This is a genomic window from Bifidobacterium sp. ESL0798 (assembly GCF_029395415.1).
In the GTDB taxonomy this organism is placed as follows: domain Bacteria; phylum Actinomycetota; class Actinomycetes; order Actinomycetales; family Bifidobacteriaceae; genus Bifidobacterium.
The window spans coordinates 202,170-217,908 of sequence record NZ_CP113914.1 but is presented as its reverse complement, the minus strand read 5'-3'; the positions used below and the strand labels follow the sequence as shown (position 1 = coordinate 217,908).

Annotated in this window: 14 protein-coding genes; 5 read left to right on the top strand and 9 right to left on the bottom strand. The window is 57.2% G+C overall.

Annotation, left to right across the window (positions count from 1 at the left end; all coding sequences use genetic code 11):
• Positions 1-66: 66 nt before the first annotated feature.
• From OZX74_RS00820 to OZX74_RS00810, 3 genes are all read right to left on the bottom strand, one after another.
• Positions 67-975 (bottom strand): sugar ABC transporter permease, encoded by a 909-nt coding sequence (locus OZX74_RS00820; RefSeq protein ID WP_277156717.1) that lies wholly within the window; start codon positions 973-975, stop codon positions 67-69.
• Positions 976-1,085: 110 nt separating this feature from the next.
• Positions 1,086-2,393 carry an ABC transporter substrate-binding protein gene (locus OZX74_RS00815; protein WP_277156716.1) on the bottom strand — a complete coding sequence of 436 codons (1,308 nt, stop codon included), beginning with the start codon at positions 2,391-2,393 and terminating at the stop codon, positions 1,086-1,088.
• A gap of 219 nt (positions 2,394-2,612) precedes the next feature.
• Positions 2,613-3,800, bottom strand: a complete 1,188-nt coding sequence (locus tag OZX74_RS00810; RefSeq protein ID WP_277156715.1) for a LacI family DNA-binding transcriptional regulator — start codon at positions 3,798-3,800, stop codon at positions 2,613-2,615.
• Between the two features lie 653 nt (positions 3,801-4,453).
• Between OZX74_RS00810 and OZX74_RS00805 the strand changes: the two genes are divergently transcribed.
• From OZX74_RS00805 to OZX74_RS00790, 4 genes are all read left to right on the top strand, one after another.
• Positions 4,454-5,221: a VTT domain-containing protein gene (locus OZX74_RS00805; RefSeq protein ID WP_277157363.1), complete on the top strand. Its 768-nt coding sequence runs from the start codon at positions 4,454-4,456 to the stop codon at positions 5,219-5,221.
• Between the two features lie 405 nt (positions 5,222-5,626).
• Complete coding sequence (locus OZX74_RS00800) at positions 5,627-6,451, top strand: (Fe-S)-binding protein (RefSeq protein WP_277156714.1); 825 nt, start codon at positions 5,627-5,629, stop codon at positions 6,449-6,451.
• Positions 6,448-8,220: a LutB/LldF family L-lactate oxidation iron-sulfur protein gene (locus OZX74_RS00795; protein WP_277156713.1), complete on the top strand. Its 1,773-nt coding sequence runs from the start codon at positions 6,448-6,450 to the stop codon at positions 8,218-8,220. Before OZX74_RS00800 ends, OZX74_RS00795 begins: the two co-directional genes overlap by 4 nt.
• Positions 8,221-8,223: 3 nt before the next feature.
• Positions 8,224-8,925 carry a lactate utilization protein C gene (locus OZX74_RS00790; protein WP_277156712.1) on the top strand — a complete coding sequence of 234 codons (702 nt, stop codon included), beginning with the start codon at positions 8,224-8,226 and terminating at the stop codon, positions 8,923-8,925.
• 152 nt (positions 8,926-9,077) lie between these two features.
• On the opposite strand, the gene OZX74_RS00785 is transcribed toward OZX74_RS00790, so the two are convergent.
• Both OZX74_RS00785 and OZX74_RS00780 read right to left on the bottom strand, forming a co-directional pair.
• A complete protein-coding gene (locus OZX74_RS00785) occupies positions 9,078-9,770 on the bottom strand; it encodes an L-ribulose-5-phosphate 4-epimerase (RefSeq protein WP_277156711.1) in 693 nt (230 codons plus the stop codon).
• A gap of 278 nt (positions 9,771-10,048) precedes the next feature.
• Positions 10,049-11,110, bottom strand: a complete 1,062-nt coding sequence (locus OZX74_RS00780) for an MFS transporter (RefSeq protein WP_277156709.1) — start codon at positions 11,108-11,110, stop codon at positions 10,049-10,051.
• Positions 11,111-11,170: 60 nt separating this feature from the next.
• On the opposite strand from OZX74_RS00780, the gene OZX74_RS00775 reads away from it, so the two are divergent.
• On the top strand, positions 11,171-11,329 hold the full coding sequence (locus tag OZX74_RS00775) for a hypothetical protein (RefSeq protein ID WP_277156707.1): 159 nt from the start codon (positions 11,171-11,173) through the stop codon (positions 11,327-11,329).
• A gap of 229 nt (positions 11,330-11,558) precedes the next feature.
• On the opposite strand, the gene OZX74_RS00770 is transcribed toward OZX74_RS00775, so the two are convergent.
• From OZX74_RS00770 to OZX74_RS00755, 4 genes are all read right to left on the bottom strand, one after another.
• Positions 11,559-12,509 carry a sugar kinase gene (locus OZX74_RS00770; RefSeq protein WP_277156705.1) on the bottom strand — a complete coding sequence of 317 codons (951 nt, stop codon included), beginning with the start codon at positions 12,507-12,509 and terminating at the stop codon, positions 11,559-11,561.
• 526 nt (positions 12,510-13,035) lie between these two features.
• Positions 13,036-13,887, bottom strand: coding sequence for an L-ribulose-5-phosphate 3-epimerase (locus OZX74_RS00765; RefSeq protein ID WP_277156704.1), 852 nt, complete (start codon positions 13,885-13,887; stop codon positions 13,036-13,038).
• Positions 13,884-14,552, bottom strand: coding sequence for a 3-keto-L-gulonate-6-phosphate decarboxylase UlaD (locus tag OZX74_RS00760; RefSeq protein WP_277156703.1), 669 nt, complete (start codon positions 14,550-14,552; stop codon positions 13,884-13,886). Before OZX74_RS00760 ends, OZX74_RS00765 begins: the two co-directional genes overlap by 4 nt.
• 5 nt (positions 14,553-14,557) lie before the next feature.
• Positions 14,558-15,550, bottom strand: a complete 993-nt coding sequence (locus tag OZX74_RS00755; RefSeq protein WP_277156702.1) for a hypothetical protein — start codon at positions 15,548-15,550, stop codon at positions 14,558-14,560.
• Positions 15,551-15,739 lie beyond the last annotated feature (189 nt).

Here is a 15,739-nt window from a genome sequence, read left to right as displayed (position 1 = left end):
GGCACTGGATTGGGCACCGCCCATAGCGGCAGCCGATATTGTTGCTTCAGACATGTTGCACTCCCCTCAGTCGTCCATGTTCTTCTCGACATGGCCCTGGAAAATCGTGAACACCACGGAGAACACGATGATGACCAAAGTCAGCGAAGTCGAGATAGCGGCGCCGTAGCCGACCTGATGGATTTGGAAGAATTGGTTGTAGGAATAATAGGACGGCACGATCGTTGTGGTGCCGGGGCCGCCTTTGGTCAGCAGATAGACCGGGCCGAAGGTCTTCAGCGCGCCGATGGTGGCGGTGAGGATGACGACCATCAGCTCCGGCATGATCGACGGCAAGGTGACCACACGGAACTTCTGCCACCAGTTCGCGCCGTCAAGTCCTGCGGCTTCGTAAAGCTCGGGGTCCACGCGCTGCAGGCCGGACATGAATATCACAATCGGATAGCCCAGCTGAATCCAGATAAGGATGAACATCAGGCTTGGCAGGGCGAGTTTCGGGTTACCGAGCCAGTTGATGGCGACCGGGTCGCTGGTGAATTTGGCGATGAGCGCGTTGATGGCACCGTCGTCCGGGCGGAAGATCCAGCCCATGATGATCGCGGCCACGGCCACCGGCAGCAGCTGCGGAAGATAGTAGAGCGCGCGGATGAACGAGGCCGTCTTGGAGCCGAATTTCTTCTGGATGACGTCAGTCAGTACCGAGGAAATCAGCAGGCCGAGGATGGTCGGGATGACCACGATGGCCACGATGATCCAGAACGAATTGAGGAACGATTTCCAGAACGTGGCGTCGGCCATCAGCCGGATCCAGTTCTTGGTCCCGACGAACTTCAACGGCCCCACCCCGCGCCAACGCGTGAAGCTCAGGCAGACATTCCACAGGAACGGGACGATGATGATGACCGCCAGCCCGAGCACGCCGGGAATGAGGTAGGGAATGAATTTCGAGGATTTATTGCCGGGAAGGCGCGACATTGCGGGCCTCTTGGCTTTGTCTTTTGCATTACAACCTCCTTGGAAGTAATGAACTACTGAATTGATGACTGCGCCGATTGGGGCAGCTCGGAACAGAACGAAAATGCCGCTCAGTCCTTGAAGCCCATGTCGACCACACCGGTGTCGTAGGACTTGTGAAGCGAGTTGAGCACCTGCTTGGGCGTCTCGGTGCCGTTGACGAGCTCCTGGAATTGCGCGGAGATGTCGTCGGTCAGGTTCGAAGCCGGATAATCCGGGTAGTAGGAAAGGTCGCCCTTTTTGGAATACTGCGAATATTCCTTGATCATCTCCTGGTTCTTCACGTTGGTGATCTTGCCCATATCGGCCGCCAACGGGATGCCGCCGGCATTGCCGATGCCGTCTTGGTTCTCCACGGACAGGACGTTGTTCAGGAGCTTCGCGGCGAGGTCCTTGTGATGCGATTTGGTGGGGATCGTCAGCAGATTGCCTGTGCAGCCCTGCAGCATCTTGGTGCCCGGCAGCGCGGCCGCAGTCCATTCGAAGTTCTTGACCTGGTCGATGAAACGGCTTTGGTTCCACGTTCCGGTCTGGTAGATCGGGTATTGACCGCCTTTGATGAAGGAGTTCGTGGTGTCTTCGGCCTTGAGGCCCGTGGCGCTACGCGAGATATAGCCCTCCTTGACCCAATCGTTGATGGTGTTGGTGGCATAGGTCAGCGGTTCGGCGTTCCAGTTGACATCGTGCTTGTACATCTGCCAGTCGGCAATGAATTTCTTGTCGGCCTTCGTACCCACCAGCGACCACCAGAGCCACATCACTCCGTATTCCTGGGCGTCCGCGGCAATCGGGGTGATGCCGTGCGACTTGAATTCCCTGCACGCCTGCTCGAACTCGGCCATCGTGGTGGGAATCTTGATGCCGTATTTGTCGAACATCGTCTTGTTGTAATAGACACGCTGATATTCGGCGTAGCTGGGCAGACCGACCCACTTGGTGCCGTCCATGATGCCCATGGCATCGTATTTGGCGATCGAGGCGTCGGCCTTGGTGATTTTCTTGTCCCAGCCGTATTTCTTGACGTACGGCTTCAGATCGCTTAGAAGCTCCATCGAGGAAAGCATGCCGGCCGAGCCGTTGCCACGGTTCGATTCCATGATGTCCGGAGCCTGGTTCGAGTCGAGGAACTGGCTGGAGTTCTGCGCAATCTGCGTGAACGACTTGACCTCGAATTTCACCTTGACACCAGTCTGTTTGGTGAACTGGTCGGCCGCCTTCTTCCAAGCCTCGGTCTGGGCTGCGGTCGGCAGGTCATAATACCAGAACGAGATGCTTTGCGGATGCGCGTCGTCCTGGGCATTGCTCGACCCGCAGGCCGAAAGCGCCGTCAACGAGAGCACCGCCGCGAGCGCTGTCGCGACAATCTTCCTTATCTTCATCTTTCCTCCTTGAATGTTTACTTATGAATGGAATCAAGCTACTTATAATCGAAACGTTTCGATTTGCGGGACAATAAAACCGCTCTTTCTATTTTCGTGCAGTTTCCTTGCTTCATTGAAAGGCAGAGTCAAAAGCCGTCAGGCGCACCGGTCCCTCATCGCTGAAAGCCTGGCCACCGGGCCACCGGTCCTTCACTCAACTCAACGCTTGGTGTCAAGTCAATCCATAGGCTCCCCTTCCAGATCACTGCTTTGAAGAGCAGAAGCGATTGGTTTCGAAGCCGAAGTTCCGGCGTTCGCGCGGGCCGAATCCTCCGGCTGGGTCTGGTCCGTCCGCCTGCTGTCAAAAGACGCGGAAACGGAAGTCTCATCGTCGCCAGCACCAACATTTTGCGGTGCAGAAGCGAGCGAACCGCGATCGATGAATTTTGGATCGATCAGCGTTACCTGTCCGGCGATACCCTGATGCTTTTCAATCGATGAAACCAACGAGCCCATGGCGATCGAGCAAAGGTGTTCCGGTTCGAACGGTTCCTCGCTGACCGGTCGGCGCATCGGTTCATCACGCAGAAAAGTGCCGCAGGAAAGCACCGAGATATCCTCGGGAATCTTCAACCCGGCGGACATCAAAGCGGTTACCGTCAGGTTCAAAATATTGACCCCGGCCTGACTGACCAAAGCCGTCGGGCGCGGGCTCTGCACGAGCATATCAGCCACGAATTTTCTGGCGTCGAACGTCGCGTTGTCGACGGCGCCGGATTCGAATACCTCAAGCCCGATTTCGCTTGCACGCGCGAGGAACGCCTCGTGGAATAAAAGCACATAACCGGCACGGCGCTCGTAGTCAATCTCCTGGGCGCGCAGCAACACGACCCGACGATGCCCCAACGCAAAAAGCCGATCGGCGCTACGCCGACCCATCTTGGCAAAATCAATGTCGATGCAGGCGCAATCCCTGTGGTTTTTCGGCAGTCCGATGGCCACGCAGGGCTTGCGATATCGGGCGGCATGCGTCACACGCGCATCACGCTCCTCCACGTCGAGCAGGAGCACCCCGTCGACGAGGTTGCTGTGCGTCACGCGTTCAATATCGTCCACGGCATCGGGACCGGTAAGAAACAGCACATCATAGCCGGCACTTCTGGCCTGCCAAGCGGACTGCATGAAGTAGGCACTGTATTGCATCTGGTTCATACCTTCGTGCATCGGTTCACTGATGGCGATGATGTGGTTCAACCGGCCGCGCATCTTCTGCGCACTGGCATCGGGGATATAGCCGAGCTCGTCGATGGCCTTCAGAACCTTGTCGGTGGTTTTCGAGGATATGGGGCGCTTGCCGGACAGCACGTAGGAAACGGTGGAAACGGACACTCCCGCCGCCTTTGCAACGTCCTTGATGCCGGCCATGCGCTCATCTCCTTCTGCATTCCTTGCACGGCGCTGGCGCAAACGACCACTTAGTCGCTTGGTCGCCAGGTTGCACGCTAACCGCTTCCATTTCGATTAATATTATCGAAACGTTTCGAGACTTTTGTTAGTCTATAGTAAAGTTCATTAGAATGTCAATTTTTTGATTTCTTGAACGTTTCTTACCTTATTATCCAATTCACGATTCGCCGCCAAAAGCCGTCAATTACTATGATGCCCGGTTTCAGTGGCTTGAATATGGCGCAACCCATCAATCCTGCCACATTCAAACCACTGGCTAACCCCCAGCAGCCCAATTATGAAGCAAACGGGTGGCGGAACCCGACAGGGGCGGTGTCCGCTTAAGACCGGTCCGCGCCTTCCCACGTCCGCAAGAACGAAAATAAACTCCACCTCTGAGTTTGTGCAGATTCATGGAAAACTCAGTTAACGCCAAGCCTTACCCATGCCTTGGCTGATAAAGTGACGAAGGTTAAAGAACCTTGGGAGCCCAGGCAGGCAGTCCGACATAGAGATGCACGTCGAAGCCCGCGCCGCTCTTCGAGTTTCTCTACAGCGGATTTACGCAACGCCTCCCATTGCGGTTCAAGCGCGAAGGCGACACCACAGATTTCAGCGACAGACGGGACACCATGGGTTTCATTCACTTCCTCATTGAGCTTCTGAAAGACCCTCGAACCATCATCGCCGGCTGGATCTCAATGGGGGTGGCGCCGACGCTTGGCTTCATCTTCCTTATCGTCTTCATCGAAACCGGCGTGGTCTTCTTCCCGTTTCTTCCAGGCGACTCCCTGCTTTTCGCGGCAGGGTTCTTCGCCGCCCCGGACGCCGTGACCGGCAAATCCGCGCTCCCTTTGATTGCGTTGTTACCTGTGGTCTGGATTGCCCCGATTACAGGCGATCAATGCAATTATTTCATCGGTCGCTTCTTTGGACGCAAGATCATCGAAAGCGGGAAAGTCAAGGTCATGACGCCACAGCGCCTTGCCAAAACCGAAGCCATGATCGACAAGTGGGGCCCGCTCGCGGTCTTCCTTGGCCGTTTCTTCCCGTTCATCCGCACGTTCATGCCGTTCATTTCTGGCCTTTCGGGCATGCGCTGGCACCGCTTCACACCGTTCTCGATGCTTGGCGGGCTGACATGGTCGACATTGTTTACCTTGCTCGGTTACTTCTTCGGCGGCATTCCCATCGTCCAGAACAACTTCGAGCTGGTCATCATCGCCATTCTCGTTATTTCGGTTTTGCCTACGGTCATCGGACTCGCCAAGGCCAAGTTCGGCAAGAAAAAGACAACAGCGAAGCCACAGGCGCTTCCGTCACGCTCGAAGAAGGCGAAACCTCCGAGTGAGCGGCGTCTCGTCGGTAAAATTAGATGTCAAACGTTATTATCATCTTAAAAGCTACCATTTATTGGTTAACAGATAATAAAAAAGATTGCTCGTTAGAAACAGCAAAATCAAGCAAAATGCGTTTCGACATCTTCAAAAACGCCACAAACCGATAGAAGTATGGGTTTGGCCTATACTTATTAAATCGGCCAGTTCATTCGGTTGATCGACTTTTCCAAGTCTTGTATTTGCAATAATGCGATAAATATCTAATTTTATCGAGAAATGTGAGCAAAATCACATTGACAAATCTCAATTTATATTAAAAATGGGCTTTTTTCTGATTCTGGACGTATATCGTTATATATGTAGGTTATTTTTTTGATGGGCATCGAACGTTGATATATGCGCAAAGAAGCCATCGACAGAAGCCTGAAAGTAGTGACATCTTAAGGCCAACTTGAAGGAGTCAAGATGAAGGTAGTGATTTTCTCCACTTGCCTGGTCGATCTGATATTTCCCAATGTCGGGAAAGCGATGGTCGAAGTTCTGGAAAGATTCGGCTGTGAAACTTATATGCCGATGCAGCAGATCTGCTGCGGACAGATTACGTTCAACAGCGGATACGTCAAGGAATCCACAAAGGTGATGCATAACGAAATCGACGCTCTGATGGGCGTTGACGCCGATTACATCGTCGGACCTGCCGGTTCCTGCGTCAATATGCTCAAGGAGCTGCAGTTCCACCTGCCCAAGGGAGACAACGCATACAAGGCCAAGGCCCACGCGATGGCCAACAAGACCTACGAGTTCTCGCAGTTCCTCTATCGCGTGCTCGGCGTGCTCGACGCCGGCGCAGAGCTCAATACCGTGGCGACCTACCACCGCTCCTGCCATATGACCAGGTTGCTTGGTGAGCGCGAGAGCCCTTATATCCTTATGGACCACGTCAAGGGACTTACGGTTCGTGAACTGCCGCATATCGAGAACTGCTGCGGTTTCGGCGGCATGTTCTCCATGAAGATGCCCGAAGTCTCCCAGGAAATGGTCAACGAAAAGGTCGCGGACGTGCAAAGCACCGGCGCCAAGGTACTGATTTCCTGCGACCCTGGCTGCCTGATGAACATCGGCGGACGTTTCAATCGAACGGGCAAGAAAATCACCATCATGCATCTGGCGGAAGTGCTCAACAGCAATGTCGATATGAGCCGTGTGAAGTATGTCGATGCAGCCGAGCGCAAGGCCATCGACGAACAGACTTTGCAGCATTCCAACGCACATGAGGAGGCTCTGGTATGAGCACCACACAAATGGATGACACCATGTTCAAGCGCACCGGAAAATCTACCGGTACGATGCTGCAATATGGCGACAAGAACTTCGTGAACCGCGTCAACCAGAGCAAGGCCGACAAGTTCGCACGCGGCGCCATCACCAGCGCTCAGGACGCACAGTGGATCAAGCGTGAAACCGCTCGCGCCGAGCTCGGTAACTGGGAAGGATGGCGCGACCTGAGCGAGCAGATTCGCCAGCAAGTCATTCGTTACCTCCCCGATTATCTCGAGGAGTTCTCCAACAACGTCGAAAAGCGCGGCGGACATGTCTTCTTCGCGCAGACCGACATCGAGGCCCGCGATTTCATCACCGATCTGGTCAAGAAAAAGAAGGCGCACAACATCGTCAAGCCGAAGTCCATGGTCACCTCCGAGATCGGACTCGACAAAGCGCTGCTGAAGATACCGGGCGTCAAGGTCACTGAAACCGATCTGGCCGAGTTCATCTTGGAGCTCGATGATTGGGACGAACCTTCCCACCTCGTCTTCCCCGCTCTGCACAAGAACCGCGACCAGGTACAGAAGCTCTTCGCCAAGCTCGGCTATACCGGCGACAACGACCCGCAGCATGAGGCGCGCTTCTCCCGCAAGGTGCTGCGCGAACGCTTCCTGGAATCTGATATGTCCATCACCGGCTGCAACTTCGCCGTTGCCGATCAAGGCATGGTCAACATCGTCACCAACGAAGGCAACGCCGACCTCTCCATGGCCATCGCGCCCACGCAGGTCGTCGTCATGGGTATGGAACGCCTCGTACCGACCTTGAAAGAGGCCGAGACGATGGACAACATGCTCGTGCGTTCCGCAGTAGGTACGAAGCTCACCTCTTACTGCAGCTTCGTCTCCCCCAAGCTTCCCGACGAGGCCGATGGCCCCGAGGACTTCTACGTGGTCATCGTCGACAACGGGCGTTCCAACGCGCTCGGCACCGAATTCGAGCCGATTCTGCAGTGCATCCGTTGCGCCTCCTGCCTCAACGTCTGCCCGATCTACCGCAACATCGGCGGCAAGGGCTACGGCTCGGTCTATCCGGGGCCAATCGGCGCTGTGCTTTCCCCGTTGCTGCAGGGCGACTACGACGAGTTCCACGACCTGCCGTACGCCTGCTCCCTCTGCTCGGCCTGCACCGCGACCTGCCCCGTGAAGATTCCGCTGCACGAGCTGATCCTGAAGCATCGTGAAATCATGATGAACGACAAGCATATGGGCGACCTGATCGCCGACACCGTGATGAAGGTCGTCGGCATAGGCACCGGCCATTCCTCGCTCTTCCGCACCGCACTCACCTTCGATCACGTCGCGATGAACACCATCGCCAAGAAGGGCGTCAAGAATCCGGCCACGGGTTCGCGCGTACCGGATACCGCCAAGAACTTGAACGAGAACGGCAAGCATGAGGAATGGATGCCATTCGTCTTCGGTGGATGGACCAAGGTCCGCGATCTGCCGGAACCGCCGGCCCATTCCAAGAACTTCCGCACCTGGTTCAACCAGCGCAAGACCAAGCAGTACAAGGACGCGGGCAATGATGTGGAGTTCAACAAGGAACAAGCCAAGATTCTTGCGCAGAACCCGAACACCCCTGACTTCGGATCATATGACAACAGTGTTTCGGCGCGGAAGGCCGCGAAGAACGGCACTACCGAGCCCGCACCGCTTTCGGATGCGACCGTGCCAGTGGCTCTGGGATCGATTGAGGAAGCCGGCACCGGCAACTATGGGAAGAAGGACTGAGCAATGACCGATCGCGAAGTATTTCTTGATTACCTGGCAGCCAAGAGCGGGCGTCCGCGTCATCAGCTCAAGGACCATCCACTCAAGCCGATCAATGACCTTCCCGAAAGCACGCTTTCCGGCCACGCACAGGATGAGTTGCTTGAAATCGCACGCAAGAACGCGTCCGCGGTTCACGTCGATTTCCAAACGACCGACAAGGCCGGGCTGCCTGTAGCGCTTGACAAGTTCATCGCCGCCAAAGCAAACGGAAAGCTCATACTGCCGACCGATGACGAGAATTATCAGGCATTCGGACTGGAGATCTGGCGCGATAGCCTCTATCCGAAGCCCTCGTTCTGGATACCGGGTGCCGGACGCGAAGTCAACATCGACACCGCGAACCACTCGGAAGCGGCCATCGGTTTCGCCGACATGCTCTGTGCGGAATCGTGCACCATCACGGCTCCGACCACACCTGGCCAAGGTCGTGCCTTCCACTTCCTGCCAGTCCACTATCTGAGCATCATTCGCAAGTCGAGGATCGTGGCACGGAGCCGCCAGGCGATGGATTACTATGAGCCGCGTCTTAAGTCCGGCGAGCTCAAGACCTCCAACATCAACTTCATCTCCGGCACCTCTTCAACCGGTGACATCGAGATGGTTCTGGTCGTTGGCGTTCATGGCCCGCTCGATATGACCTATCTGGTCGTCGAGGACATGTAACCCTTCAAATTATTATGATGCGCCATATCTGAGCCGCTCAACTTTAATCAGCGACTCGGATATGGCGCAATTTTTATGTTCCGTCATAATTAGGCCACTGAGTACTGTTCAGTGGCCTAATTATGAACGAAATTTAAAATAACGTAAGCGCGTCAGTGCTGGCCGTAGACGTTCTGGTAGCGGTCATTCAGCTTATCGATATCTTCCTGCGCAATCGGGATGATGTCGCCGATCTGGCGGGCGGCCCACATGGTGTGCGCCACCTCCTCGGTCATCGCCGCAGCCTTGACAGCGGCCTCGGCATCCTTGCCAATGGTGAATGGACCGTGATTCTGCATCAGAACGGCCGGGGAATGCGGATACTTCTTCAAGGTCTCGACCACACCCTTGCCGATGGCTTCCGAACCGATCAGCTCAAACGGACCGACCGGAACCGGGCCGCCAAACTCGTCACCCATCATCGTCAGGCCGCACGGAATGTTCTGGCCCGTGGCAGCCCAAGCGGTCGCGTAAGTGGAATGCGTATGCACGACGCCGTAGACATCAGGCATATTGCGATAGATATAAGCATGCGACTTGGTGTCGGAGCTCGGAGCGGCCAAGCCGTCGACCGGATCGCCGTTCAGATCGCAGACCACCATCGACTCCGGGGTCAGGCTTTCGTAGCGCATGCCGGAAGGCTTGATCACCATCAGATCGGCAGTGCGCAGACGCTGGGAAACGTTGCCCGCCGTCCACACCACAAGATTCCACTTCAAAAGCTGCTCATGCAAAGTGGCCACAACCTCGCGCACCTGCTTGACTTCGGCACGGACCTCGGGCCCGAAATCGTCCAATGTAGTCATAATGGCTGTTCCTTTCAGTTGCGATCACCGCCGACGCGAACGTGACCTCGCGGCACCGGCAATCAACTATTCCTTTTCGATATTTCTAACATACAGTATCTATGTTACCGCTCACATAAGCGCGACAGGACCCGCGGTCGAAACCCGCCGTAAACAAGCCACTGCGAGCGCATAAGCGGCCCAAAATGTCACTACCCAAAAATTCCGCCATATTTGGGCCGCCGACAACAAGTAAGCGGCTTGAATATGGCGGAACCTGACAACAACCTCATCCGACCTTACAGGCTCTCGAGGTCCTTGCCGCGGGTCTCCTTCGCGAACAGGTAGGTGATCGCGCCGATGACCAGGCAGATACCGAAGAAGCTGAACGCCTTGGTGATCACGGAGATGTCGATGTGCTGAGCGACGAAGCTGCCACCGACGAGCACGCCCATGAGCGCCGGGCCGATGACCTTGGCGATGGCGCCGAGGCCGTAGCCCAGGCCGAGGCCGGTGGAACGCACGTCGTTCGAGAACTGCTCGCCGCCAAAGGCATTGAGGATGCCGAAGGCACCGTCGGCGAAGGTCATGATGATGAGAATCGCGATGTAGAACGCCCAGCCGGAGCTGTGGAAGAACGCGGCGTAGAAGCAACCCAGAGCACCGACCATGCCGAAGATGAACATCGTCCAGCGACGGCCGATGACATCAGCAAGCCAGGCGGAGCCGAAGCGGCCGATGCAGTCGGCTACCGAAACGCCCATGAACAGGTAGGCGACCATCTGCGGAGTGAAGTGGAACGCGTCCTTCAAGAGCGTCTGGCCCCAGGACTGGATGGCGAAGCTGCCCATCATGAAGCAGAAGGAGCCGATGGTGATGATGACCAGCGGACGCATGTGCTTGCTGAAGAGCTCGCCGTAGCCGACTTTCTTCTCGACCTCGACAGCCGGCAGGGTGCCGACTTCGCTGACCGGAAGCTCCATGGCCCAAGCGAGGGCTTCGCGGGCCTTATCGTCCTGCCCCTTGGTCTGATAGAAACGAGGGGATTCAGGCACATAGTGCAGCCAGACGAGCAGCAGCACAGGCAGAGCGCCGATGGCGATGAGGATGCGCCAGTTGTCGCCGACGATGCTCTGGGAGAGGGAGCCGAGCAGCAGGCCAAGCGGGATGAAGACCGAAGCGAGGCCGGAAAGCTGCCGCGGTTCTTGCTCGGGACGAACTCCTGGACGTAAGGGATGGAGGTGATGTTGAGACCGCCGACACCCACGCCCACGCCGACGCGCAGGAAGGCAAGCAGCGCCCAGGCGCGATCGGGCAGGAACACCGAAAGGACGGTGAAAATGACGAAACAGATCACGCACCACTGGAAGGCGCGCTTACGGCCGAACTTGTCGGCCAGACGTCCCCAGAGAATGGAGCCGATGACGGTGCCTAGGCCCGAGCAGGCCAGAATCACGCCGGCTTCGAAGCCCGTAAGCTTCCAGGCGGTGGTCAGCAGCGAGACGACGAAACCGATGAGGAACATGTCGAAGAACTCCGAGACGTTGCCCAGGATCACCAGGGAGATGATGCTCTTCTGATGGCCGGTCAGCGGCTTGGAATCCATCTGTTCATACGCCGTGACCGGTTTGGTCGACGCCGCTGGAGCGTTTGTAGTGGTACTCATATTCTTTTTCCTTGTTTCTTTTTAATATTTTGTAATAATACATGCCGTCGTTTTGAAAGCCCAGACCAGCGGCCTTACGAACCAGCGGGCTTAAAGACGAACGGCTTTAGGAACTAACGGTCCACGGACTAACAGACCAACGGCTACCGGTCGATATCGCTGCCAAGCGGGATGTCCAGCTCGTCGGGACGGATACGGGTCAGGTCGCCCTTGTGGGTGATGGCGAACTTGGACGCGCGCTGGCCCCACTTGACACCTTCGGCGATGTCGCCGGAAAGGTAGCCATGCAGCGTGGCGGCGACGAACGAATCGCCGGCGCCGGGGCGGTCGATGACCGGAACCGGGGTGGTTTTGTATTCGGTGAAGCCTTCGTGGGTGCGCAGGTAGGGGCCGTCCATGTGGTTGGTGGAAACGACGTACTCCGGCTCAAAGCGCCTCATGAGTTCGGCGGTCACCTCTTCGGGCGTGCCGGTGATGCCGAAGACCTTCTCGGCGTCCGCAATCGAGCAGAAGATGACATTGGACTCCTCGGCAATGGGGGTGAGCACCTTGCGCGCCTGTTCGCCACTCCACAGCTTGTGGCGGAAATTGACGTCCAACGCGAGTTTGGCACCGCGCTCGATGGCATGATCGGCGGCATAGCGCACCACTTCGGCGGTGGTGTCGGTAAGCGCGGCGGTAATACCGGTGACGAACATGAGCTTGGTATCGAGCATCGAGTCCCAGTCGTAGTCATCGATGCCGGTGTCACGGAACGAGGTCCAATCGCGGTCATAGATGACGTTCGCAGGCATCGGGCCGGCTCCCGGCTCCATGAAGTAGAGGGCCGTGCGGCCGCCGGGCTTGCGCACCATGGTCTTCATGTCGACGCCGACGGAACGGTATTCGGTCAAAATGTAATCGCCGAGATCGCCTTCCGGCAGCGAGCTGGTCCACAGCGTCTTGCGCCCGAGCTGCGCCAGCAAGCCGGCGACGTTCGCTTCGGAGCACGCCGGGTTCATCGCAACCGAACGTGTGAACATGAGACGTTCCCCGCTATTGACAGTGAAACGAATCTGGCCTTCACCGATGGTGGAAAGATCATAAGTTGCCATATCAGCACTTCCTTGTAACTAGTTGCTTTATGCCACGAAACGCCTGGAGAGCGTTACGCCTCTTTTCCCGCCGAATTTCTGGCAGGCTGATATCACGACGATTCGGACGTTGCCGGATTTTGCGTTTTGCGCAGGGAACGGGAAACCGACACCTTCCGAACCGTCATTTCGGGCTGCAACCGCGTCATGCAAACACAGCCGAGCCGAAAACCGTTGACCTATATCCTTCAGTTGACGCAGACAACGGCGAAGCTGCATCCGACCACAATCACGAATGCAGAACCATGAAGTTATGTATTAGCGCAACAGACCTGCTTTGGCACCGGTATCAGCGCCAGGCGAAAGCCGCCTGTTTCGTTGTTTCCAATCGCGGTGATGAATTTGCGGCATTAAAACAGCAGACCACAGACTCATCACCACAATCAGTTGTATTTAATTATAATTATTCAATTATGTTAATTCGTCCATTGCGATATGCTCTGCAACGTTTTGCTTCGAGCCACACGACGCAGGAAACGGCAAACCGTCAGCGCGAAGCGACCTCAATGCCGGCATCAGCCAGCCAACCGGCGACCTTCTGACGGGCCGCGGAGCTGATCTCGCTGGAATTCGGAGCATCGTCGTTCCACATCTCGAGCATCATCCGGCCGGACCAATCCTGCCGCTTGAGCTCCTTGAACGCGGCGGCGAAATCAGTGACGCCGGTGCCCATCGGGATGCGGCGCGGCTGGCCTGGCAGCACGTCCTTGACATGAATGGCAAGCATCCGACCTTCCCCGGCCTTGAGTTCCGAAGTGGTGTCGAGCTGCTGCTCGGCGAGGTTGCCGATATCGGGGTACATCGTCAACCATTGCGAATGAATCTCATCGCAAATCGCGAGACCCTTGGTGATCGAAGTGACATCGTTGCCATCGACGTTCTCGATACCCAGCATCACACCGGCCTGCGCGGCATACGAGGCCGCTCGGCGCAGGGAATCGACGTAACGGGCACGCTGCCCGGCGTCCGGCTCCTCGTAATAGGCGTAATACCCGGCGACCTGCACCACAGGGATACCGGCCTCATGGCAAAGGTCGATAGCCTTGCGGAAGATATCGTCGGCTTCCTGGCGGACTTTCGGATCGGCGGACCCCGGGCCCACCTTGCGATGGCAGCTCAGGCACATGCCTCCGATCTGCACGCCTTGGCGGTCGGCCGCGGCGCGGAATTCACGGGCCTGAGCCGGCGACCAATCGAGACGGGCCATACGCTCGGGCGATTCATCGACGGAGATGTCCATGAACATGAACCCGCCGTCGCGCACCTGGACGAAGAACGAATCCCAGTCGTCGGTGTGCTTGAGCGCCTTCTCGTAGATGCCAAGCCTGACGGTGCTCATTGCGGCCACACCTCGCTGATGGTGTCTTGCAGGTGCTTCGCGGCGGCCAGCGGATCGTCGGCCTTCACGATGCCACGCCCGGAGATGATGACCCCGACCGGCGCACCCTTGAAGAACGGCAGGTCGTCGGCCTTCACGCCGCCGGTGACGGTGACCATGAAGCCCATGTCATGCAGTTCCTTGATGCGCTGGATGTCGTCGGGACCCCAAGTGAGTTTTCCGGCGACTTCCGCGTCACGCGAGCGGTGCACGATGACCTGTGTGGCACCCAAACGACGCCATTCACGGGCCTGCTCCGGGTCGTACTTCTCACCGAGCTCGATCTGGACTTCGCCGCCGAACTCGTTGGCGACCTTGACGACCTGCTCGACCGTGGTCATCGAAGCGCCGGCCACCACCGAAACCCAGTTGGCTCCGGCTTCGAAGCAGTTGCGGGCGATCAGGGCACCGGCCTCGGCGATACGCACGTCGGCCAGGATCGTCTTGTTCGGATAGAGCGCACGCACCTCGCGTACGGCCTTGAGGCCTTCGGCGATGATGAGGATCGTGCCGCATTCGATGACGTCGATCTGGCTTACCGCCCGGTTCAACGGGCGCAAGGCGCTCGGCATATCGGTGGTGTCGAGAGCGATCTGCAGCTTCGGACGTTGCAATTTCTCTGCCATCGCGCTCAGCCTTCCTTCTTGAAGGTGAAGAACTTGGCGGCGTTCTTGATCAGCAGCTTGTCGACATACTCAGGGTCGAAGCCCTCGTCGATCATGCGCGGGCCGTCGACGGCGGGGTTGTAATCCACGCCGGAGACGGAGCCGTAGGCCTTCTGATAGGAGCGCTTGCCGGAATCGGTGCCAAGCAGGATGCGGTCTTCGAAGCCGTCCTTCTTGAACGCGGCGAGTTCCTTCATACGGTTGGAATCCGGCTGGTACTTGATGCGGTTGGTACCGTCGATCTCGAGATAGACGCCCAGGTCGAGGATCTTCTCAAGGTAATAGATATCGGCGTTGCGCTGGATATGGCCGATGGCAATCTGGTCGGCGGGCACGCCCTGCTTCAGCAAGCACTCCTGGGCCTGCTCAAGGCCGCAGGTGCCGTAAGTGGTGTGCGTGTTGATCGGAGCGCCGGTCTCGATGGCGGCGGCAGCAGCGGCTTCGAGGCACTTGTGCTCGAACGGGGTGATTGCGCCGTAAGCGGTGCCGACCTTGATGACGCCGGCCTTGTATGGCGTGCGGTTGACGAACGGTCCGGTGTAATCGTTCTGGTCGACGCCCTCGCGGATGTCGGCGATCACGAGTTCGGTGATCTGGTCGACGGAATAGCGGTTGACCCAATGCGACTGGGTTTCCAGATAAACGTGCTCACGGTGGAAGCCGGTGGCGCCGATGACCTTCAGGTCCTTGACGTTCTTGGCGACCTCGACGAGCTTGGCGGGGTCACGGCCGCAGTTGATGGGGCACATATCAACGATGGTGCCGCCGTACTTGCTCCACTTCTTCGAGGCCTGCGCGAAGCGGGTGGCCTCTTCTTCGGCCTTCTCGACGGAATCGAGCTGATGATCGCCATCGATGTAGACCTCGCCGGCGCCGACGCGGATGAGATGGTCGTGGGCGTCGACCACACCGAGGGTGTTCGGATCGACATCGCCCAGAATCGTACGTGCAAACGACATTGTTAACTCCTTGTTTGATTCGCCAACTGTTGATTTGTGGATTGCCGACTGTCTGCCGCCGAATATTCACGGCCGGCTGCCGGTCACTCGCAATTCCTTTTACGCAACGGGCTGGTCCGGATTGCAGACTTTCAAAGCGACAAATCGAGGCCACGGAACTTTTGCAATCTCGTCCACTGCGTTTCGGTT